Source organism: Methanoplanus limicola DSM 2279 (assembly GCF_000243255.1).
In the GTDB taxonomy this organism is placed as follows: Archaea; Halobacteriota; Methanomicrobia; order Methanomicrobiales; family Methanomicrobiaceae; genus Methanoplanus; species Methanoplanus limicola.
On record NZ_CM001436.1, the window covers coordinates 2,241,693 to 2,262,683 of the forward strand.

The following is a 20,991-nucleotide window of genomic DNA, read 5'->3' on the forward strand; positions in this document are numbered from 1 at the left end:
GATTTTGAAAAAATCAAGGGTTTTTAGATAATCTCTATCGTGATTTCGTCTGCAAAACTAAAGCCACAATGCATCTGGAGCATAAACCTGGTGAGATCATGGAAGTAGACTGGGCCGGCCAGAAAGTTATCATCACCGATACAGATACCGGAGAACCTGTTAAAGTCTATGTCTTTGTCTCTGTACTGCCTTACAGCGGCTATGCATATGTTGAAGGATTCCTTTCACAGAACCAGGAGAACTGGACAGTTGCTCACATAAATGCTTACAGATACTTTGGTGGTGTTACAAGGATTCTTGTACCTGATAACCTAAAAACCGGAGTAATAAAGAATACTGTCAATGAAACGATAATAAACAGGACATATCTGGAACTTGCAGAACATTACGGAACGGCAATTATCCCTGCACGGCCATATTCTCCAAAAGATAAGGCAACAGTTGAAAAATCTGTAAATATTGTCTCAACCTGGATACTTGCTGCACTAAGAAACCAGCAGTTTCTTTCACTTCATGAGCTCAATGAGGCGATTCATGATAAATTGGTCGAGTTCAATAACAAGCAATTCCAGAGGAAAGAAGGATGCAGAGCATCCTGGTTTGAGGAAGAGAAGAGTTACCTTCTACCACTTCCAGAGAAGCCTTATGAGCCTGCCATATGGAAAACTGCCACAGTGCAGTACAATTACCACATAACTGTTGATAACAGGAACTACTCATGCCCATATGAATATATCAGGCATAAAGTTGATGTCCGTATTACCAGGAAAATTGTGGAGATCTTTTATCAGGGCACAAGGATTGCTTCACATCCAAGACTTTATGGGAATTCTCCACGTTACAGCACAATTGAAGAGCATATGCCGCCGAATCATCGGAAATATGCCAAATGGGATGGAGAAAGGTTCCGTAAATGGGCAAGAAATATCGGCCCAAATACTTACACCGTTGTGAACTCTTTTCTTACCGGACATAAGGTTGAAGAGCAGGGCTATAAGTCCTGCATGACGCTTCTGAATATGGAGGTAAAGCACTCTCCCAAGTGCCTTGAAAAAGCGTGTAAGCGTGCATTATCATTCACTGAAAGACCAAGCCTGAAAAGCATCCGGACTATTCTAAACTCCAGACAGAAGAAATTACCGGAGAATGAACCTACAGATGAAGAAGCAGACGTTTCTTCGCAATATGCCTTTATCCGAGGCCCCGATTACTACAGGGATGGTGGCAACTGATGCTGGATAAAGAGACAATCAACAAATTGTATGAGATGAGACTTGGCGATATGGCAAAGAATTTCCGTAGGCAAATTGAAGAAAATTCCTGTGCCGATATGACATTTGAGGAGAGATTTGGTATTCTTGTCGATTTAGAATGGCACAGACGCAGAGATAACCGAATAACTCATCTTATCAGGAAAGCAGAATATGCTTATCCTTATGCCTGCATTGAGGATATCAATTACTCACCAAGCCGCCATCTCGATAAAGGACAGATTACAAAACTGTCGTTTTGTAATTACATTCACGAATGTAATAATGTTATCATACTTGGAGCTACAGGGACAGGCAAAAGCTATCTGGCCTGTGCACTTGGAACGGCTGCAAATCGCGATCTTTGCTCTGTAAAATACATAAGGTTGCCTGACCTCTTTGCAGAACTTGCTGTTGCACGTGGTGAGGGAAATTATCAGAAAGTCATTAAGGAGTACAAGAAGGTTAAACTACTGATCCTGGACGAATGGCTTTTACTTAAGCTGAATGAAACAGAGGGAAGAGATCTTTTTGAGCTGATAGAAGCACGCTATAAGAGGGCATCTACAATATATTGCTCTCAGTTTGAGGTAGCCGGATGGTATCAGAAAATAGGCAATGAAACGATCGCAGATGCAATCTGTGACAGGATAAAACACAATGCATACAAAATTCTCCTTGAAGGTGAATCAATGCGTAAAGTAAATGGGCTTAATGAAGAGGAGAATCTCTCAATAAATCCTTAAAATCATCTTTTTTTAAATTTGTTATTCTCAATGCTCAAAGTGTTCACTTTGGGCGGAATGGGTGTTCAGTTTTGACGGACTTACTGTTCAGTCCTGCCGGAACGGGTGTTCAGTGTTGAACGGAACAGGTGTCCAATTCAGGCGTAATATACACGTCACTTCGTTATTTCATTAAAATATTCGATATACTGCTGAAAAGGATTTATTGGATGCAGTGTATATGTACACTGCCAGTATGTATTTCTATTCTCCACAAAAATGTCGTAATTTTGGAAATGAAGGATTTAAAAAAGAAATTGACCAATTTATTAAGTAGTAGTGTATTAAAAACTAGCTAAATGGGTCATTTCATAAAATGCAAATGAAAATTTACTTATGCTGAGATGAGAAACGTTTGAATGTTATAAATCAATTAAGAGGTAATTATGACATCTAATTTTGAAATTGGGGAATATAACGGGCATCCTTTACTAAGTTTCCCGGAAATAAAAATGAATTTTGGAAAAGCTAAATGGAAGAAGATTCTTGAGGCTCACGATACAGGAGTTCTAAACAATTTTATAGAAATCTGTGAGCAATATTCCAAAGATAAAATCGAAAAAGAACTTGATTCAGATGATAAATCCAAATGGTATGTATATTATAATAAAAGTGGACCGGCCCTGTGTATATACACCTATCAGGAACAGAAATTCAGCTTCATGTATTCAAAAGCCAAATTTATCATAGAAAATATTGACACTGTCCAGAAATTTGTAAACGGTGAACTGACCCAGTGATAAATCTCAAGAACTTTATCAATAGAAAACCAACTATTTTTAATGCGATATTTCATCCCGGAGTGGGACGATCTGGTAGATCCGGATTATGATTTCTCAACTGATACACATTCGGAGAAACATAATAACAATCCACTAATTAACGATAATTATATCTGGGATATCTTTGGAAAAGATAACATACCTTTTGATGGTTTGTTAATCTCAATTGCAACCATAAAAAACAAGATTAAAAAATTTAATCAAATTAAAGAGAAAGGTGTCCACAATTTCTTCGGACTCGATAAAGATTTTCCGATAATGGCAGATTGTGGTGCTTTTTCATATATTAAAGAAGAAATACCCCCATATAAAACAGAAGACGTTCTCTTAATGTACAAAAACATGAAAGTTGATTATGGTGTCAGCATAGATCATCTTGTAGTTTCAGCATTTTCCGAACAAAAAGAAGAGAGAATGAATATCACATATAATAATGGAATTGAGGCTCACAAACTGTGGAAAAAACAGTACAAAGATGATTTTAAGCTCATTGTTTCTGTTCAGGGCGAAACTACAGACGATTACATAAATATGTACAATAAATTCCTGGAAAATGACATCAAAATCATGGCCTTTGGCGGACTTGTCAGATCACAGACAGAGTTTATTGTAGAATTAATTAACAGAATTATCTCTGAAATCAAAAATTCCGGAAGAAAACCAAATTATTTACATTTCTTTGGACTCGCAAGGCCATCAATATTCATAAAGATGAAAGAACTGGAAAATCTTGGAGTAGAAGTCGCTTTTGACTCAGCCTCACCACTAAGAAGAGCCTGGCTGGCTTCAGCATCCTGCGAAAACAATTATGTTTCAAAGGAGCAGAAAGGATATTCTGCAATAAGGATTCCACAAAAACTTACAGGAAAAAAGAAAGATCTGATTCCGGCTGATGAATATCAAATATTATCTCAGAATACATTAAAAGCAGTCCAGAACTATGGTAAAGATAAACTTGATCTTGACTCCTCAATAAAGATACTATCAGATTTTAATGAAAAGATAAATGAAAGACCACAGATACTGGAATCATACAGAAAAACCCTCAGGGATAAACCCTGGGATAAATGTGAATGCCCGATATGCAGCAGCACTGGTATAGACACAATTATTTTCAGAGGCAATAACAGAAACAGAAGGAGAGGATTTCATAATACCAAAGTATTTTATGACCTTCTTAAAAATGAAGAATTATGGGAGAAATCATTGATGGGCAATTATATTGAAGACTTCAGTAGTTTTTCAAAAGACGAAAATGTTCTGATCATCACCAGTTGCACAAAAAATAAACTTGAAATTCCGGATGATAAGCCTGTAGCAGCAAAGGATCTCTACCTTGGAACACTATTTGATAAAGTAAAAAAATATTCTGCCGCAATGGGATATGAATACATGATCATATCAGCTAAATACGGTCTTTTATCTCCGGATGACAAAATCAAAACATACAATAAGGTTTTATCCAAAAAATCTGATGCAGATGACATAAGAGATCAGGTAGAAGAAAAACTAACTCCATTACTTAATGATTATGATAAAATCCTTGTTATTGCCGGAAAAAATTACCGTGAAGTGTTAAATGGAGTAATAGATGATAGATTTTACATCCTAAAAAAAGGTGGAATCGGTGAAATGCTTCATGTATTAAAAGATTCCCTGCCTAAGAAAGACTCAGAACTAAATAAATTCTTATAATTATCCATAAATTTCAACAAATTTTTTAATCCTGTACTTGTTTATCAAAAGAATTTCAATCTCAGTTCTTTCAAATTTTTTACCGTTTATATTGACTGCATTCCCTCCCGTGGATAATTCATTATACAGTTCTTTAGAATCATCCAATCTTAATATTTCCTTTGCCAAATTAATATCAATAGGAGTATAATTCAGATTATCAAGCATAAGACATTTCTTCTTCCTTAAGAATGAACCCATTTTTATAACATTTAAACCTGAATCAGAGTCTGTTGATGTCAGTTTACTATGGAGATTAACTGCATCAATATTCCCCGGATCAATTATCAGGGCCTTTTCAATATATTCTCTGGCCTTCTGACTATTTCCTTCTTTAATAGATGTTTTTGCCTTAATAATTAAACCTATAGTACTGAACAGTTCATCATCTATATTTTCTTCATTTTCAGATGATAATTCATTGATCTCCCCCCTGCTGAGATTAACTTTATTTTGGTTTAATATTTCATCTTCAGATAATTTATATTCTGATTTTTCACCCGGAAACACAATGAAACCATTTTCATCCAGGCATAATTCAGGAAGTGGTTCCGGGTTTTCAATTTCATTGGACAATTTCAGATTTTTGAATAATTCTGATATTTTGTCAGAATTGCGGTTTCCAATAATCAGAATATACCAATATTTATCAATATCCAGAAATTCTCCTTTTTTATATCTTCCATTCTGTGTTTTACTGAAATGAGCTGATTTTACAATATCCTCCCACTGTTTATCATTAATTTCCTGATCTCTGAATAATTCAAGAATATCTATAATTCTGCTTATTGATTCCGGTTCAAACTCCTCTAAAACTCTTTTAAGGTTGAAGGTTCCTATTTTTGCTTCTCCTGAATAATCATAATGACAATTACTTTTTATATAATCTTCAACATTTGATTTATACTCCAGCAATTCCCTGTCATCCCATTCAATATCCACATCAAGTTCCATCCTCAGGGCTGTGGACTGTATCCATGAGAGATCATCAGCAAACAGTTCGGTATCCATTTCATTAACATAAAACGACTGTTCCGGGATCGCAACAAACTGATAGAATATCGGTTTCTTATTACCGTCTTTTCTTAATACACGCCCCATTCTCTGAATCAACTGCAATCTTGTCTTTGTATATGAAAGATTAATTCCAACATCCGCACTTGGAATATTAATACCTTCATTGAGCATCTGCGCTCCTATTAAAACACCATTAGGAGCTTTTTTGAACCTTTCAACTACGTTTATCGGTTCCTCTTTTATTTTTGAGTGAATAACAAAAACATTTTTAATTTCTTTCTTTAATTCATCGCCTACATAATCACAACTGTCGGTATCCATCAGAAATATTATGATCTTATGCTGCTGGCCAAGACTTTTAGCCAGATTTAGAGCTTTTTCTAATTTTGGTCGGGATTGGTGAATTATATGTCTTCTCTTAAAGATTAAGTTCTGTAATACTTTCCAATCCTCAGGAATCTCATATCCACTGTATTTTGCTCTCTCAATTGCCTGAATAAAATCAAAAATACCATTAATTGTTGCATTCTGATTATTGGTAAGACTCTTTATTTTTGCAGAGTCATATTTAATGCGTGTAAATAGTTTTCTTATGGAATCAGAAACCTCTCTGAATTCATCAGCCTCAGCAATATCAAGATAAACCGGATGTGCAACCCATTTGAATTCCGGAATTATTCTGTCCCTTAATGCATCGGATATTGGATAATTAAACACAATATTACCAAAATTGCTTTCTATGATACTTCTTCTGGGGCCCTGTCCAAGTTCAGCTGTCAGTCCGAGTCGATATTTATGAGGTGCATCTATAACTTTTCGGAATTCTCTTCCGGCTAAGTGATGAACTTCATCAATAATTATCAGATCAGCCTCAAAAGCCTGAGGATTTTTCATCACACGCTGAATAGTATTAAAATGGACCTCAAATTTTCCAAGTTTTATCGGATGAAACGATTCAGGCTTTCTGCTATCAATCAGACCCATCTGTTTTACAATCTCATTTCGCCACTGATTCAGAATAACTCTGGAATGACATAGAATTCTGACTGTTCCTGAACCTCTATTTCTCTTCCAGAAATCCTCAATTGCCATCATTCCAACAACAGTTTTTCCGGTTGCTGTTGCCATTTCAACAATACCAGAACTATTGTGATGTTTCCATCTAATTATGGCATTTCTCTGGTGTTCCCATGGAATTAATGTCAATATTGGTGTTTTAACAAGACTATAAGCGTCTTCCGGAGAATAACTGTTAATATTGTCTATAAAATCATCAAGAAATTTACGATCCTTTATCATAAAGAAGAGTTCAAGATAATATAACCCACTACCAGGATCCATTATTGAATCTACCCTCTCAATTATTTCCGGATTTACAGAATTATTATTTCTGGAATGATTACCATTAGCTAATTCAGCAAGTATTTTCTTTAAAATTAGGCTCAAATATCCGGAATAAACATGCTGATCATTATTAGAATCAGAGTATGAATTTAGTAATAATACTTTTCTGTGAAAGTCAATAAATTTCTTTTTTATATTATCATAGTAATCCGGATCATTTTCAAGTGGATTATAAACTGACTGATATTCAAGTCTTTCTTTAAGAATATTAAAAAAATTATTTTCATACCAATACTCTAATTTTTGATGTTCTTCCCGGTAATCTCCTCCAAATTCCCCACAAAGTATAGGTTCAAAATTATGATCTTCTACATAATACTGATATTGTAACAAGGCATCATCAGCCCAGAATATTCCCGAATATGGTTCTTTAAGATAATCTTTTTTAAAGCATTCAAATTGTACACAATTGCTTCCCCCACTCCTATGTGAGATTAAACAATCAGTACATAACCCCATATCAACAGCCTGGTTTTTATTACACTTAGAACAGAGAACCATAATATCCCATATTGAGAATATAATTTAGGATTTTAAATAATTAACTATTTTAATTTAAAATTCTAACTTGAACCAAAGATATTTATGTTAAACAATCATTTGATATAAAATATATCATACACCCAATTAACAAAGTGATTAGGTGCATAATTCATATATTATCGAACTTTGAGATTAAAGAGGCAATACTGGCTGTGACACAATGCCCAAACGTTATAGAAATAAGTCCAATATGCCCTTTAATTGGAGGCATGCATAAATAACCCAAATAGCTAAAAAAGTGTACACTACTGCCAGTCATATTTTGAAAATATTAACGTCACTTCGTTATTTCATTAAAATATTCGATATACTGCTGAAAAGGATTTATTGAATGCAGTGCATATGTACACTGCCAGTATGTATTTCTATTCTCCACAAAAATATCGTAATTTTGGAAATGAAGGATTTAAAAAAGAAATTGATCAATTTATTAAGCAGTAGTGTATTAAAAACTAGCTAAATGGGTAAATAACATGAGTTTGCAGTTGTAGTTCTGTCACAGCCTGAATATCTGAGAATAATGCAGAGAAAAGTAAATAAATCAGCATCAGCAACTCTGGTTCTGATTACTCCTGGAGGATTAGGCAGTTTAGACTGCACCGATTTATTTCTGAAATTTTTATGCTTAACCCAGCGGGACCACTTTAAGCCGCACCAGTCGCCGGAGAGATAATCAGGAGAAGAGTTGGATTTAGGATTACCCGGACCATCTGAAGAAAAAGTCAAACCTTCCCCCCGGGAGTGTTTTCCGGCGTTTTCTCTTCTGCCTCTACGAGTCTCTTCTCAAACTCAAGCATCAGCTCAGATGGTGCAAGACCAAAGGCTCCGGAAATTTTCAGAAGTGTAAGAAGAGTCGGATTTCGTTTCCCGTTTTCTATAAGACTTATGAATGTCCTGTCAAGTCCTGTTTTAGCTGCAAGTTTTTCCTGTGAAAGATCCCTTTGATTTCTAAGCTCCTTTACAAGAGTTCCGAAAATCAGAATTTCATCCATATGTGAAGAAATAGTTTAAAAACGGCAGATTAAGGATTATCGCAGACTATAGTCACACATAGAAGTTAAAGCTAAAACAACAAAAACAGGTAATGTATAATTTCCTAATCGACACAATTCAGAGTCATCATAGAAGAAGATGAAAACGGAGTTTTGTAGCCAAAATGTCCATTACTCCCCGGCTCTCATAACTCACAGGCAAAAAGGCAGTCATATGTCAATGCCTGTCAAAAATTTCCAATTATTACGACTAAAATCCCTCATTAACATTGGTATTCAGTAAGGGCAGTAAGTATATTACTTCTAAAATCACATACGAATAAAGGTGAATCAAAGTGAAACTCGAAATCGTTCTTGAAGAAGAAGAAGATGGCACATATTCCGTTCATTGTCCTGCCCTGAAGGGATGTCATTCACAGGGAAGCACAAAGGAAGAAGCACTGCAAAATATCCACGAAGCAATTGATCTTTATCTTGAAGTAGCAAATGATAAAGCCAGAAAACTGATTAACCAGCCAAAGACCACTGTCGTTGATATTGCCGTATGACAAACAAACGTCTTCTTCCTGTTTCTGCAAAGGATATGATTAAAGTATTCTCCAAAATAGGGTATCAGATTGAGAGACAGAGAGGGAGCCACGTAGTTATGTCTAAAGGAGAAGAAATCCTGATTATTCCAAATCACAATCCGGTCTCAAAAGGTACTGAAAGAGAACTCATAAAAGATGCCGGCCTTACTGTTGAGGAATTTAATAATCTTCTAAAAAAGCATTAATCATGAAATAACTCTCAATGCCGATTTAATATAACCCACCCGCTCAAACTTCAGGCAATAATGCCCGCATAAGAAATTTATTATCGCAGGAACCATAGTAATACATTGCCGGAAAAATTATACTCTAAATCAGAAACTGCCTAAAAGTAAAAGAGGAGTATTAGAGATATAATCAAATTCAGAATAATCACACGAAGAAGACGAAGATGGAAACTTTGTAGCAGAATATCCGTCACTTCCAGGCTCTCATAACTCATAGGAAAAACCAGAACCAAAAGCACCCGAAAACATAAAAGATGCCACAAAAGGTTATCCGGAGAGCTTAAAGAAACCTGAGCGGGCCAATTCTGCCATCGATATATGAAGAAACTGTAGAAATAACAGCCTGATTTATGCTAAAATTAACTGTATTATCTTACCTTAATGTAATAAAGACACTCAATAAAAGCAGTTATAATATAGACCATCAGACCGGCACTAAAAAATATCCGGATATTGTTGATTCAGAATAAAATTTTAATGGTTTATTATATCTGAAGGTGGGAGAATTTTTTCAAAATCTTTACTATTGTTTGTAATGAGCTTTGCACTATTATATAATACAATTGCAGCAACAAGTTCATCGAATTTACCAATAGGCGTTCCCTTCTTCTCAAGTTCTGCCGATATTCTCCCATAAACTGTGTAATATTTTTCAGAATTTTCTATAATATCAATATCATTTAGAACTTCGTTTATTCTGTAAAGCGATCCCTCAATATCGTTTGTTCTGTAAGCTCCTTTATAAAGTTCATAAACATTAACAAAAGTTGTGCTAAAGTTCTTTTTCTCCTCAATCATCTCTTTGAGTAAATTTTCAGCTCTTTTATGCTTAACGTTATTCTGACTTCTTATTAAGTCTATCAAAAAAGTACTGTCAAGAATGAACATTCATTCCTCTTCAACAGCTTTTGTCATTATATCAGCGTCTTCATCCGAAAGAGAACCTATCCGGGAGAGTAACTCATCTAATTCTTCCGGAGTTCTGATTTTTGGAATGGCCCTTAAAATCACACTTGATAAACTCTCATCATCACTCTTTTTCCAGTTAATAAGGCGATCATATGCTTCATCTGAGATGCTCAGCGTCTTTGACATATTCCCATATTATCATCTATTCTCAGATAATAGTTTTCATTTCCGCAATGAAAAATTTTACAAAAAATAAACATTTAAGAGCATCATCAGACAGGCCGGGCTTAAAAAGGAAGAATTTCTGAAATAATTGTAATCTCAGAGCAGTTCTATAAATTCATCCGGAGTTAAACCGGCTTTTCTTATAATCGCTCTTAATGTTCCACGCGAAACTTCGTTATGGTTTGGGATTGTCAGAGGCCTTTTCTCCTAATGCCGGAGATGAATATGACTTCCTTTCTGGTCGTGAATGTAATATCCGGCATTAAAAAAGGCTTATATGACCTGATCTCCTGACAATACAGGAATTCAGTACTTTAAACTTAGACGATCATTAATATGTTCGAACCTACAATATTAAATTTAAAATACTCTCTTAAATTGTCCAAATCACAGTATTAGCCCTAAATTCTCCGTTTTTTTGCACAGAGGTCACAAGGCACATTTTGTAAACCTATTTTGATTAACATCACTCATCCCCATTTAGGCCTCATTAAATTCTTCCATTTCTCATCGAGATCAATCTGAAAAGAGTATCTTTGAATTGAAATTGTATTGTTTCCAGTGAAAAAGTTACAAAATTATAGATAGCTACCGCTAAATCGGTCGCAGCTGCATATTCCGTTCATTGAGATGTCAGAATGTCAGCTTATAGCAATTTCATCAATCCTTAATATACGAAAATGAGTCATACTTTCTTCAAATATGATGGCAAGATAATGATTTAAGGGGAATTTGTCCCTGTCTATTACTTTTGGTCCTCTCTGAATCTTTGCAAATCGCTTCCATTTTGTTAAAACCCAAAAATTCTGAATTATGCATGCAATTAGATAATAAAAAAATCTCACCACATGATCTTTGGTGGATGTTCTTACTTTGAATTTATTATTAATGACATATGTTGATTCAATGGCAAATCTATGCCTGTATCGCTCACTAATTGATTTTGGGGAAGTATTAATTTTGTACACAACAAAAGCACGATGAAGAGCACCTTTTTTACCCTTTTTACCTTTCATGTAAATGACACGATCAACAATTTTCACCTTACATTTTAGCTTATTCTTCGATTTGGCGTTTATAACATATTCAAATGATTTTGATTTCTTTCCCTTCAGCTGCCTTTTGAGTTCATCACTGTTCTTCTTAACAGGCACTATGTGAGGAATTTCAGATTCCTTAAGGTAACTGAAGATTTCAGCAGAGTAAAACTCACGGTCAAGCATCAGAGATTTGATCTTGAATCCATATCCATAAATTAAATCAACACAATTCTTTATTGCGGTGAGGTTAGTGGAATCTCTAAACAAAGGAATAACCTGAAGTATAAGGTGCTTATCCATATTTACAACCGAGAATGTCAGGTATCCAACAAAATAATTTGTCGATGCCTTTCTTTTTCCACCTACAATTGGAGATTTAGGATTTTTTATCCTTTTTCCCATAATATGGAATTAGCGTTATATCAATTGCAAAATCATACTCTGACCTTTCTTAAGGATTCCTTTTCCCGCTTTTAAAAGCATTTTTGGAGTATTTAGTGTCAATTCCTCCATATTAAGGCCATGAAGTTTTTTTAGACAAGTCGTATGGGACGGTAGTCCTTCCGTCATTTTTGCAAAACCGATATTGAGTTATTAGAACATGCCGTAGCGATAGCTCCCCGAATCAACGTTAGACTATCATAGTTTCTGCCACCTGTTAAGGTTACATTCCCCTCAACAAGAGCGCATATCGGTTCAAGGTTTCCAAGCTTATTTTCTTTATTAAGCTCTGATTTGCCTATATTTTGACAATTATTTGCCATATGAGAGGTTTTTAGAGTATATAAACCCCACCATAAATCAGGCGTACGTCAAAAAAATAAGGTAAATTCTGGCTAAATTCTAAAAGAATTTGGCGATATTGGGGTAAACGCGCAGTATTACGCGCAGTAGTCCATGCGGTTTGTCATTAAAATAGAGAAGTACTTAACTTTCTCAAGTTGGGCAGAAATACTCTGAGCAAAAAATGGGGTTTTTCAGGAAATGTTTAAAGTACTGGAATTTTAGAACTCATACATTTACTGCAACAAAAGTATCACTCATCCCGTTTGCGGGATAAAATGGAATTCCTTCTTCTGCAAGAGATTTAAGATGAAATTCTATAGCTCCTTTTATATTCTCCTTTGCCTCTTCTTCTGTTTTTCCCTGTGAGATACATCCGGGCAGGGACGAAAACTGTCGCAGTAAACCAGCCATCCTCATTTTTTCCGGGGAAGAACTTTAAACTGAATCATGTTTCTTTCAAACCCCTAAGATTTATATTACTATTAATGATCCGTATAGATATTGGACTTCTCATCCTGGTTAAGGTCAGTTATAATCCTGATTAACACTTATTTTCAGAGATTTCATCTTTGCCATTGATAATTTTCCGGTAACCACCTTTTTTTAGACCTGTGCATTTAATCCGGCTTTCTTTTTTTTAATTTCCAAATCCACCATTCAATCCCATGATACGAAATACCTGTCTCTTCGGCAATTTCATTAATACTGATATGAGGGTTACTGTTAATAAGTGAAATAATATTTTCCCGTAGTTTTTTTGATACTTACACCTGACTGACGGTATGAAAATTCAACCCAAAGTCCAATATATTCATATCGAAATACAGGCGCCGGATTATTGTTTTCCTGGCATGAACTCATTATCCGTCTGATACCACGGCCCCATGCTTCAATCATACCTGCTCTGAAAAATGCATTTGCTATGTCCGGATTATAGAGCTGAGACTGGTGATTTAAAGTCAGCCTTTCTACAGCCCAACCTTCCGGAAGACGACCATTATTCCGGAAAAAGGGTCTTATCATCATAGACACTTATCTGAACCGGAATTCCGCCTGAATAATCCTTATGGGCAACAGCATTAAACAATGCCTCACGAAGTGCCTCTTTTGGTACAGGATATCTCTGTATTGTCGCCAGAACATCTGACATTCATAATCAGAAGAGATCAGCCTTCAAAACTTCCGGGAGAAAAAAAAGAGATTAATAATACAACCCTGCCCGGTATAAACGATGTCAAAGCATTATACCGGAAAGATTCAGAGTAATTTTTCCGGATTTATATCAATACAAAAACCGGAATAAATCCCTCCTTTAAAAAACCCTAAACCACACCAAAAAAACCTTTTCTTCAGACAAAATCACCTCAGATACTTTTTCCGGGCCAGAAACACCACACCATACAGACAGCCAACCATCACAATACCGATAAAGAACCCCGGAAACTCCGGCACAGGCGTACCGCACTCATCCATACAGAACTCAATATGGCTTATATCGTAATACTTCCCGTTAGCCGGATTCACAGGCGTAGAAAGAAGTTCTAAGTCAAAGTAAACCGGCGGGTTGTAGAAGTACACATTTGAATTCGGTCCGCCCTTAACTATCACCGCATAAATTTCAGCATTTGACGTGAAGGTGAAATGTGTGCCGTTAAACATCTCAATATCGACATAGCAGTTTGTCCCGGAAATATCATGTATTCCTCCAAAAGGACTGCCGTCAATCTTAAAACTCTCCCCCGGACATCCGCTTCCTGTACACGTCTGCGAAGTACAGTTAATATCAGAACATTTCGGATTTCCCTGACAATAAACCGGCGTTGTTGCACCGACCAAAGCAACCAGGGCAGAGATCATCACAACGCTGTAAACCAAAAGGTCTCTCTTTTTCAAAATATACACCCCAATAAAAAATTAACATGCCACCAGCCAGCATGACTTATCAATGACACAGAAACAATTTTTCACATGACCTTAATGTATCTATGCACAGCATTGCATCTCCCCTGCAGCAATTATTCAGGACAACCGGGATTATTACCCGCCGGCAGGAGCAGTACAGGTCTAAACCAGCTATAATACAGCAGAATATGATAGAAACTTACGAAAAATAATTCCTATACAGAAAAAAGGCATTTCTGACGGCCCGGAAAAATGATGCCGGCCATCAGTATGCCCACCCTGAACTTTATCAGATGCAATCCTTCAGCAGGCCCTCAGATCAGCTAAAAATTCAGTTGCTCCATCAGCATCCAAATCATATCCGTCATAGATTACTGCCGGAGCCTGCCTCACCAGCCTTACAGCTACGGCATCATCCGGAATTTCGGGAATCATTCCCGCATCGACATCCTTCTGGATGACATACCTGGCACTGTCAAGATTATGACCATAATATTCCTTAAACTCCGCTCTCCTCTCATCACTTATATCATACCAGTCCGCTACATCCGCAACTGTCAGATCGCAGGGAATCCAGCCATACCCTTCGATATAATATTCAGCCCAGAAATGAGTCCCCGGTGTTTCTTTAAGCAGCATCTGATATCCACCGGTTGCACGGGCAGGAATACCAAGCGATCTGCACATAGCTGAAAAGAGCATGCTCTGTGTACCACAGTCCCCCCGTCCGGTTTTAAACATATACGATGATTCCGAAACTTTGGGCTTAGCCGTATCAAGGAAAAGATGCGGGACATGGCTGTAAGGATAAGTCTGAATGATATAGTCATAAATCATTATAGCCTGAAGATATGGATTTGTTTCATCGCCGACAATTTCCTCTGCCTTTGATTTAATCTCATCAGTAATCTCTATATTTCTTCCGGATTTTGTGTAAAGGAGATATTCAGGACTTTGCTTATCGTAAGGCAGTACCTTTGCAGGATCGACATCAAACTCCTGTTTGTATGACCTAAACCCGATATCAGCCGTAATTACCAGATCACCTTCTATCTCTTCTGCCGGAATTTCATAATATACATACCCAATCTGCCCGTCTGTAACAGGCCCTGCTTTAATATACTCACTATATGAGAGGTTCTCAACCCGGACATCCCTCTGTGAGTCTGTCTCTACAGGAAGGGGGAACCAGATATTTACCGTCCCTCCGGCTGTAAATACATCCCCTAAGATCACAAATTTTTCAGAGCCGCTGTAATTTACCGGGCTTAAATACGGTGAACCGGACCCCTGCACATCATCTTCTGTGAGATAACGGGCAAAATAGTCAAACTCTTCAGGGTCATTGATTCTTTGGAGCAGCTCATAATTCTCAAAAAGATAATTTGATGCCGTATCGGCAAAGTACAGAGTATTTCCGTCAGAAACCTGCTTCTGTGCATGACCGGAGAGCCAGGAATCTATCTCCTCATCAGTAATCCCCGGAACTTTCTCCCTTAAAGCATCCTCTGCCTCTGTCTCATTGAGCGGATATTCATAAAAGCATCTGACAGAGGCAAAACTTCTCCTCTCAGCCTCTGACGCATTCACAAAAAGGCCTGCTTTATCATAATACTTACAGGCCTCATCATAATTTTCTGCTGCCGAATAATAATTTCCGGCCATATAATCTTCATTCCCCAACTGATAAGCAGATTCTGCCAGACTCTTATAATCCGTCAGATTATCCGGAGCCGTTACGGATGTCTCCTGACTGTTCCCGGTGCAGCCCGAAAAAAATACCAGCAATAATACAGCTGCAAAAATACATAGCAGAATACCTGATCTCATAATATATTACTATCATTCCTGGCAGGTATAAATCATGCGTAAGTCCTTTTAAAGGTCAGTTTATCTTTCCTAAAAATCATAACCGGTCAGAAATTTCCGTCTCTTAAAATCCCGGGAATAAAAAAGAAAAGATCCGGACGGCTGCGGGCGACTCCTCTTTTATAAGGCAAAAGAGCACCACAAAAGAGAGGCACAGTTCTGCCACACAGATATCATTCAGACTTTCAGAAATAATATTTCTAAAATTAAGACAAAAACGAAAATAATCCACCAAATACCCACGATTCCGGGAAATATTTTTTAGCAGAAAGATAATTTATATATCAGATTTCAAACAATTATTGTATGTGAAAAGATCCCGGAGTATAAACTCACCCATCCGTATTCTCATCCTGGATGACGGATCCATAATAAAAAAAGATGAGGAGGCGTCAATACCGGATAGGATTTTTTCATTCACCACCTGCAAAAACAGAGAAGAGGCCCTTAAAATCCTGGCAGAGAAAGAATTCGATGCCATAATTTCGGAGATAAAAACTCCTTCATATGACGGCCTCACACTACTTAAAAAAATCCGGGCAGAAAACATCAAAATTCCGGTAATCTTTTTTACGGAGAACAAAAACCCTGAAATCCTGGCAGAGGCCATAAATTCCGGAGCATCCGGATATTATATTAAGAGATCCCCTCACCAGGAGATAACAGAGGAAATCCTCGAAAAGGTCATTGAATCCGCCGGAAAAACCAGATATACAGAGAGCAATATAAGCCTTATAAGTGCCGTTCTCGATGCAGTTCCGGGCGGGATTATTGCCTCAGATACGATAACAAAAAAGTTTGTCTTTGCAAATGAGGCCATATGCCGGACTCTTGGATACAGCAGAGATGAAATCCTGAGGCTCTCCCTTGCAGACATCCATCCTGCATGGGATATGGAGAGAGTATCAGGCCTTTTCATGGACATGACCTCCGGAAAGGCCGATTTTGCCCGTGAAGTTCCTGTACAGAGAAAAGACGGCACAATATTTTACGCCGACATAAGAGGTTCAGAGATTGAACTTAACGGAAGGAAGACTGCAATAGCACTTTTCTCAGACGTTACCGAAAGAACAGAAGCAGAAAAGGCACTTGACCGGAAAAAAGAGGAGCTTGACACCTCAGAAGAGAAGATTATACAGCAGCTGCACCAGTTATCAGATGCACAGGAGATGTTTCGGGAGAGCGAGGGGCAGTTTAAGCATGTGATTGAAAATATCCCCATATCACTCTCCATCGTAACTCTGGAAGGTGACGTAGTCTATGCAAACCCAAAAGCTCATGAACTCTTCGGGTTAAATCCGGACGGGAGCAATTACAGGGGAGGTGCTCCGGTTGTCTGGAAAGAACCCTCCGGGCGTAAACTATGGCTGGACGGGATCAGGAAAAACGGAGTTATATCGGGCCTCCAGGCCGATTTTACAACTTTTTCCGGTGAGGAAAAAACCCTCCTGCTCTCCGGAATGAAGATAAATTACAAAAACCAGCCCTGCGTCCTCTCCGTTCATCAGGACATCACTGACCGGATTTTGGCAGAAAAGGCACTTAAGGAAACAACAGACGCATTCAGAACTTATATTGACAATTCATATGATGCAGTGCTCATACATGACACTGAAGGCAGAATTGTAGATGTTAATAAAAAAATGCTTGCCATGTATGGTGTAACCTACGAAGAGGCTCTTAATCATACAATACGGGATTATTCAGCACCAAATAAAAATATGGATGATGTCCGGAAGATCTGGAGAGATGTCATGGCCGGAAATAACCGCATATTCTTCTGGCAGGCAAGAAGACCGCATGACGGCTCTTTATTTAATGTAGAGGTCTTCCTCACAAGAATTGAGCTTGATAACCGGACATTTGTCCTCGCAAATGTAAGGGATATTACTGAGAGAAAGAAAGCTGAAAAGGCACTTTACCTTGCCAACCGCAAGCTGAAACTGCTCTCATCTGTCACAAGGCATGACATCTTAAATCAGATTATGGTCTTCTTTGGAAACCTTGAATTCGCCATAGAAGACTGCACTGATGAAAATATTACAGAATATCTCAGGAAGATGAAAAAGGCAGTAATGTCAATTCAGCACCAGATAGAATTCACAAAGGAGTATGACGACTTAGGATCAAAAGCACCTGTGTGGTTTTCGCCCGGAAGTCTTACCTTTAAGGACACAAACGGCATAATTCCGGTGAAAAACGAAATATTGGATGTTGAAATATTTGCAGACCCTATGATTGACCTTGCATTCAATAACCTCTATGACAATGCAGTCAGACATGCAGAAGGTGCAACGGGGATCAGAATTACCGGCAGACCTGATAACGAGGATTATATAATAATATTTGAAGATGACGGGTGCGGAATTTTAGATGAGATGAAAGAGAAGATCTTTGAGCGTAATGTCGGGAAAAATACCGGACTTGGACTATTTCTGATCAGGGAAATTCTGTCAATTACAGGAATTACCATCCGGGAAAACGGGAACTTAAAGGAAGGGGCAAGGTTTGAGATGAGGCTGCCAAAAGGGGTCTGGAGAATGCGGGGAGATTCTCATTCCTGAGAGTTTGCAGGTATTGATAAGGGCAGTAAATCCTAAACCAGGTGATAAACTGAGAGCTTATATTCCGGACCGAACACAGACCGGCATCTCTGCCTTTAAGAGAGCTAATCCTTTTTCCAGGAATCTGCCGGAACTGTGATCTCAAACCGTGCCCCGCTGCCAAAGACCCCGCTCTCCTTTATTGAAATTCCGGTAATGGAGAGGATCTCTCTTGTCAGGAAAAGGCCAAACCCCGTGTTTTTGCCAACTCCTCTCTGAAAAATTCTCTCCTTCTCTTCATCAGGCACGCCGGTCCCGTCGTCCTCCCATGTAATGACAAGCCCCCCGTTATTGTCATGCCTGCACCTGACATAAACCTCAGTGGCCTTCTCACCATGCCTGACCGTATTGTCCATCAGGTTTTCAAAGACTTTACTGAGCATAGGATCGGCATATATCATAATATCTTCACAGAGGTTGTGCACCGGCAGTTTTCCAAATGACCTCCTGTCAGTTAAACCTGAAACTGAGATCCATTCAGGTGTATTGACTCCAAGCTGTTCATACTCTTTTGTAAACAATATATTTTCTTCAATTGTACGGGCTGCACTGTCAATCTTTCCGATATACTCGGTTTTTTCCTGTTCATCCTCAAGATCATCAATTATGTCGGCAATGCCCCTGATAACTGTTATCTGGTTGAGGATATCGTGCCTTGTAATTCCGGAGAGCAGTTTTAACTTCCGGTTTGAAAGAAACAGTGCCTCTTCTGCTTTTTTCCTCTCCGTAATGTCGATTATGCTCCCTTCACAGTATTTCCGGTTATCATCACAGAGCAGTCTTCCGCTAATTGACACCCAGAATGGCGTGCCGTCCCTTTTTTTATGGATTGCCTCATAACCGGTAACACTGCCGTCTTCTGAAATAATATTTACAACCTTTTCCCTGTCACGGACATCAAAATAAAAATCCCCTGCATTTTTCCCTGATTTCAGGAACTCCTCTGCATCCGGATAACCATACATACGGGCAAAGGAGTTGTTTACATCAAATATCTCTCCATTGAAAGTAGTTTTGAACAGTCCGGTGACGGAATTCTCAAAAATATCCCTGTATTTTTTTTCACTTCTGGATATGGCCTCTTCCGCTTTTTTCCTCTCCGTAATATCGTTTACAAGTGAGAGGACATAATGCTCATCCCCTATTTTTAACTTTGTCGCCCGGACCTCTGCTGTGTAAATGGTCCCGTCCTTACGCCGGTGCCTCGTCTCAATGTAAATATCCCTGTCATCCGGGAATTTATGCCAGATATTTCTTCTGTCATTGCGGATTACCGATTCGGGATCGAGATCATTGACATTCATTGAGAGGAGTTCATCAAGAGTGTAACCTGTTGTAGTTGTCGCTTTTTCGTTTGCATCCACAAAATTTCCGTCAAGATCAAATAAAAAGAAGATCTGTGAGGCCTTGTCAAAGAGTTTCCGGAATTTATTCTCGCTTTCACGAAGGGCCTTGTCTGCCATTTTCCAGTCGGTAATATCAGTATGCGTCCCAAGAATCCGGAGAGCTTTTCCGTCTGAGTCCCTGCTTACAACACTACCCCTGGCCCTCATCCACCGGATTTCACCGCTTTTGGTTTTCATCCGGAACTCAAGATCAAAACCGTCCCTGCCGTTGTGGATACAGTCATAAACGACCTTTTCAGCCTTTAAAAGGTCATCAGGGAGGACATTCTCTCTCCATGTACTGTATGATGCAGGCACCTCATCCGGTTCATAGCCAAGCATGGTAAAGCAGCGTGGACTGAAGAATGCCTCTCCCGTTTTCAGATCCCAGTCCCATATCCCGTCATTTGTTGCTTCAAGCACAAGCCGGAGCCTCTCCTGGTTAAAGAGATCTGTTTCAGAGGGTCTTTTCCTGTTTTCAGCTGCAAATCTGATCTTTCCGGCAAGTTCTGCGTAGTAATCATCAGGCCTTCCGGTCCTGCGGACGAAGAAATCAGCCCCATTATTAAATGACCCGGCAACTGCATCTTCACCAGAGTCTCCGGAAAAAACAATGTATGGAATTCTGATATTGTTCTCTTTTATGTATTTAAGCAGAGCATTTTCCGGTGATTTTCCGGTGGAGTCAGTTGGGACAAAACCGGATACAATGACATCGAATGGATTTTTATTTAGCAGAGCTATGGCTTCTTCTGCATTTTCAGCGCAATATACAGATATTCTGCCTGATTTTTCAAGATGCTTTTTTGTTTCCGACAGGCACTCAGGGTCATAATTGATAAAAAGAACTGCAATTTTTCCCCGGTTATACCCGTTCTTTCTCATCATATGACTATGAGAATTTATGAATGATAAAGTTATTTAAGGCATAGTCGGACTGAAATGAAG

At 38.2% G+C, this 20,991-nt stretch carries 19 protein-coding genes and 1 pseudogene; 7 read left to right on the plus strand and 13 right to left on the minus strand.

Annotated elements, in window-relative coordinates:
* Positions 1-65: 65 nt before the first annotated feature.
* The 4 genes and pseudogenes from istA to dpdA all read left to right on the plus strand — a co-directional run.
* Positions 66-1,232 (plus strand): annotated as a pseudogene (gene istA, locus METLIM_RS10600) (IS21 family transposase); the annotation flags it as partial.
* Positions 1,232-1,996, plus strand: a complete 765-nt coding sequence (gene istB, locus METLIM_RS10605) for an IS21-like element helper ATPase IstB (protein WP_004078451.1) — start codon at positions 1,232-1,234, stop codon at positions 1,994-1,996. The pseudogene istA and the gene istB, both read left to right, overlap by 1 nt.
* A gap of 425 nt (positions 1,997-2,421) precedes the next feature.
* Positions 2,422-2,775, plus strand: coding sequence for a hypothetical protein (locus METLIM_RS10610; RefSeq protein ID WP_004078452.1), 354 nt, complete (start codon positions 2,422-2,424; stop codon positions 2,773-2,775).
* Positions 2,776-2,817: 42 nt separating this feature from the next.
* Positions 2,818-4,512 (plus strand): tRNA-guanine transglycosylase DpdA, encoded by a 1,695-nt coding sequence (gene dpdA, locus METLIM_RS10615; protein WP_004078453.1) that lies wholly within the window; start codon positions 2,818-2,820, stop codon positions 4,510-4,512.
* On the opposite strand, the gene METLIM_RS10620 is transcribed toward dpdA, so the two are convergent.
* A complete protein-coding gene (locus tag METLIM_RS10620; protein WP_004078454.1) occupies positions 4,513-7,473 on the minus strand; it encodes a DEAD/DEAH box helicase in 2,961 nt (986 codons plus the stop codon). It abuts the gene before it with no gap.
* Positions 7,474-8,237: 764 nt separating this feature from the next.
* Positions 8,238-8,507 (minus strand): helix-turn-helix domain-containing protein, encoded by a 270-nt coding sequence (locus tag METLIM_RS10630; protein WP_004078455.1) that lies wholly within the window; start codon positions 8,505-8,507, stop codon positions 8,238-8,240.
* A gap of 335 nt (positions 8,508-8,842) precedes the next feature.
* Here METLIM_RS10630 and METLIM_RS10635 point away from each other — a divergent pair, with 335 nt between their 5' ends.
* Together METLIM_RS10635 and METLIM_RS10640 are read left to right on the plus strand one after the other, a co-directional pair.
* Positions 8,843-9,055 carry a type II toxin-antitoxin system HicB family antitoxin gene (locus tag METLIM_RS10635; protein WP_004078456.1) on the plus strand — a complete coding sequence of 71 codons (213 nt, stop codon included), beginning with the start codon at positions 8,843-8,845 and terminating at the stop codon, positions 9,053-9,055.
* Entirely contained in the window at positions 9,052-9,282 is a 231-nt protein-coding gene (locus METLIM_RS10640; RefSeq protein WP_004078457.1) for a type II toxin-antitoxin system HicA family toxin, read from the plus strand. Before METLIM_RS10635 ends, METLIM_RS10640 begins: the two co-directional genes overlap by 4 nt.
* 516 nt (positions 9,283-9,798) lie before the next feature.
* Here the strand turns inward: METLIM_RS10640 and METLIM_RS10645 are convergent.
* The 10 genes from METLIM_RS10645 to METLIM_RS10675 form a co-directional block, all read right to left on the minus strand.
* Positions 9,799-10,212, minus strand: coding sequence for a type II toxin-antitoxin system VapC family toxin (locus METLIM_RS10645; RefSeq protein ID WP_004078458.1), 414 nt, complete (start codon positions 10,210-10,212; stop codon positions 9,799-9,801).
* Positions 10,213-10,419, minus strand: coding sequence for an antitoxin VapB family protein (locus METLIM_RS10650; protein WP_004078459.1), 207 nt, complete (start codon positions 10,417-10,419; stop codon positions 10,213-10,215).
* A gap of 135 nt (positions 10,420-10,554) precedes the next feature.
* Positions 10,555-10,653 (minus strand): type II toxin-antitoxin system HicA family toxin, encoded by a 99-nt coding sequence (locus tag METLIM_RS17630; protein WP_342633016.1) that lies wholly within the window; start codon positions 10,651-10,653, stop codon positions 10,555-10,557.
* Positions 10,654-11,099: 446 nt separating this feature from the next.
* Positions 11,100-11,900: a transposase gene (locus METLIM_RS10655; RefSeq protein ID WP_048145904.1), complete on the minus strand. Its 801-nt coding sequence runs from the start codon at positions 11,898-11,900 to the stop codon at positions 11,100-11,102.
* 609 nt (positions 11,901-12,509) lie between these two features.
* The gene (locus METLIM_RS10660) at positions 12,510-12,695 is read right to left on the minus strand and encodes a type II toxin-antitoxin system HicB family antitoxin (protein WP_004078460.1); all 186 of its coding nucleotides are present in this window, start codon (positions 12,693-12,695) and stop codon (positions 12,510-12,512) included.
* Positions 12,696-12,901: 206 nt separating this feature from the next.
* Positions 12,902-13,024: a winged helix-turn-helix transcriptional regulator gene (locus METLIM_RS17710; protein ID WP_083824991.1), complete on the minus strand. Its 123-nt coding sequence runs from the start codon at positions 13,022-13,024 to the stop codon at positions 12,902-12,904.
* Positions 13,008-13,310 carry an ATP-binding protein gene (locus METLIM_RS17715; protein ID WP_217177968.1) on the minus strand — a complete coding sequence of 101 codons (303 nt, stop codon included), beginning with the start codon at positions 13,308-13,310 and terminating at the stop codon, positions 13,008-13,010. Before METLIM_RS17715 ends, METLIM_RS17710 begins: the two co-directional genes overlap by 17 nt.
* Positions 13,282-13,434, minus strand: a complete 153-nt coding sequence (locus tag METLIM_RS16665; RefSeq protein ID WP_157202291.1) for a hypothetical protein — start codon at positions 13,432-13,434, stop codon at positions 13,282-13,284. The genes METLIM_RS17715 and METLIM_RS16665 overlap by 29 nt, the downstream gene beginning before the upstream one ends.
* Before the next feature lie 209 nt (positions 13,435-13,643).
* Positions 13,644-14,177 carry a hypothetical protein gene (locus tag METLIM_RS10670; RefSeq protein WP_048145908.1) on the minus strand — a complete coding sequence of 178 codons (534 nt, stop codon included), beginning with the start codon at positions 14,175-14,177 and terminating at the stop codon, positions 13,644-13,646.
* A 312-nt stretch (positions 14,178-14,489) separates the two neighbouring features.
* The gene (locus METLIM_RS10675) at positions 14,490-15,974 is read right to left on the minus strand and encodes a transglutaminase-like domain-containing protein (protein WP_217177970.1); all 1,485 of its coding nucleotides are present in this window, start codon (positions 15,972-15,974) and stop codon (positions 14,490-14,492) included.
* A gap of 389 nt (positions 15,975-16,363) precedes the next feature.
* Between METLIM_RS10675 and METLIM_RS15695 the strand changes: the two genes are divergently transcribed.
* Positions 16,364-18,619, plus strand: a complete 2,256-nt coding sequence (locus METLIM_RS15695; RefSeq protein ID WP_004078463.1) for a PAS domain S-box protein — start codon at positions 16,364-16,366, stop codon at positions 18,617-18,619.
* 104 nt (positions 18,620-18,723) lie between these two features.
* On the opposite strand, the gene METLIM_RS15700 is transcribed toward METLIM_RS15695, so the two are convergent.
* Positions 18,724-20,931, minus strand: a complete 2,208-nt coding sequence (locus METLIM_RS15700) for a PAS domain S-box protein (RefSeq protein ID WP_004078464.1) — start codon at positions 20,929-20,931, stop codon at positions 18,724-18,726.
* Between the last annotated feature and the right edge of the window lie 60 nt (positions 20,932-20,991).

Coding starts and splice junctions, on each gene's coding strand:
- METLIM_RS10655 (WP_048145904.1), bottom strand. CDS start 11,900: ATGGGAAAAAGGATAAAAAATCCTAAATCTCCAATTGTAGGTGGAAAA.
- METLIM_RS10660 (WP_004078460.1), bottom strand. CDS start 12,695: ATGGCTGGTTTACTGCGACAGTTTTCGTCCCTGCCCGGATGTATCTCA.
- METLIM_RS15700 (WP_004078464.1), bottom strand. CDS start 20,931: ATGATGAGAAAGAACGGGTATAACCGGGGAAAAATTGCAGTTCTTTTT.
- METLIM_RS10610 (WP_004078452.1), top strand. CDS start 2,422: ATGACATCTAATTTTGAAATTGGGGAATATAACGGGCATCCTTTACTA.
- METLIM_RS17715 (WP_217177968.1), bottom strand. CDS start 13,310: ATGATGATAAGACCCTTTTTCCGGAATAATGGTCGTCTTCCGGAAGGT.
- METLIM_RS10630 (WP_004078455.1), bottom strand. CDS start 8,507: ATGGATGAAATTCTGATTTTCGGAACTCTTGTAAAGGAGCTTAGAAAT.
- METLIM_RS10620 (WP_004078454.1), bottom strand. CDS start 7,473: ATGGTTCTCTGTTCTAAGTGTAATAAAAACCAGGCTGTTGATATGGGG.
- istB (WP_004078451.1), top strand. CDS start 1,232: ATGCTGGATAAAGAGACAATCAACAAATTGTATGAGATGAGACTTGGC.
- METLIM_RS10640 (WP_004078457.1), top strand. CDS start 9,052: ATGACAAACAAACGTCTTCTTCCTGTTTCTGCAAAGGATATGATTAAA.
- METLIM_RS16665 (WP_157202291.1), bottom strand. CDS start 13,434: ATGTCAGATGTTCTGGCGACAATACAGAGATATCCTGTACCAAAAGAG.
- METLIM_RS10650 (WP_004078459.1), bottom strand. CDS start 10,419: ATGTCAAAGACGCTGAGCATCTCAGATGAAGCATATGATCGCCTTATT.
- dpdA (WP_004078453.1), top strand. CDS start 2,818: ATGCGATATTTCATCCCGGAGTGGGACGATCTGGTAGATCCGGATTAT.
- METLIM_RS10645 (WP_004078458.1), bottom strand. CDS start 10,212: ATGTTCATTCTTGACAGTACTTTTTTGATAGACTTAATAAGAAGTCAG.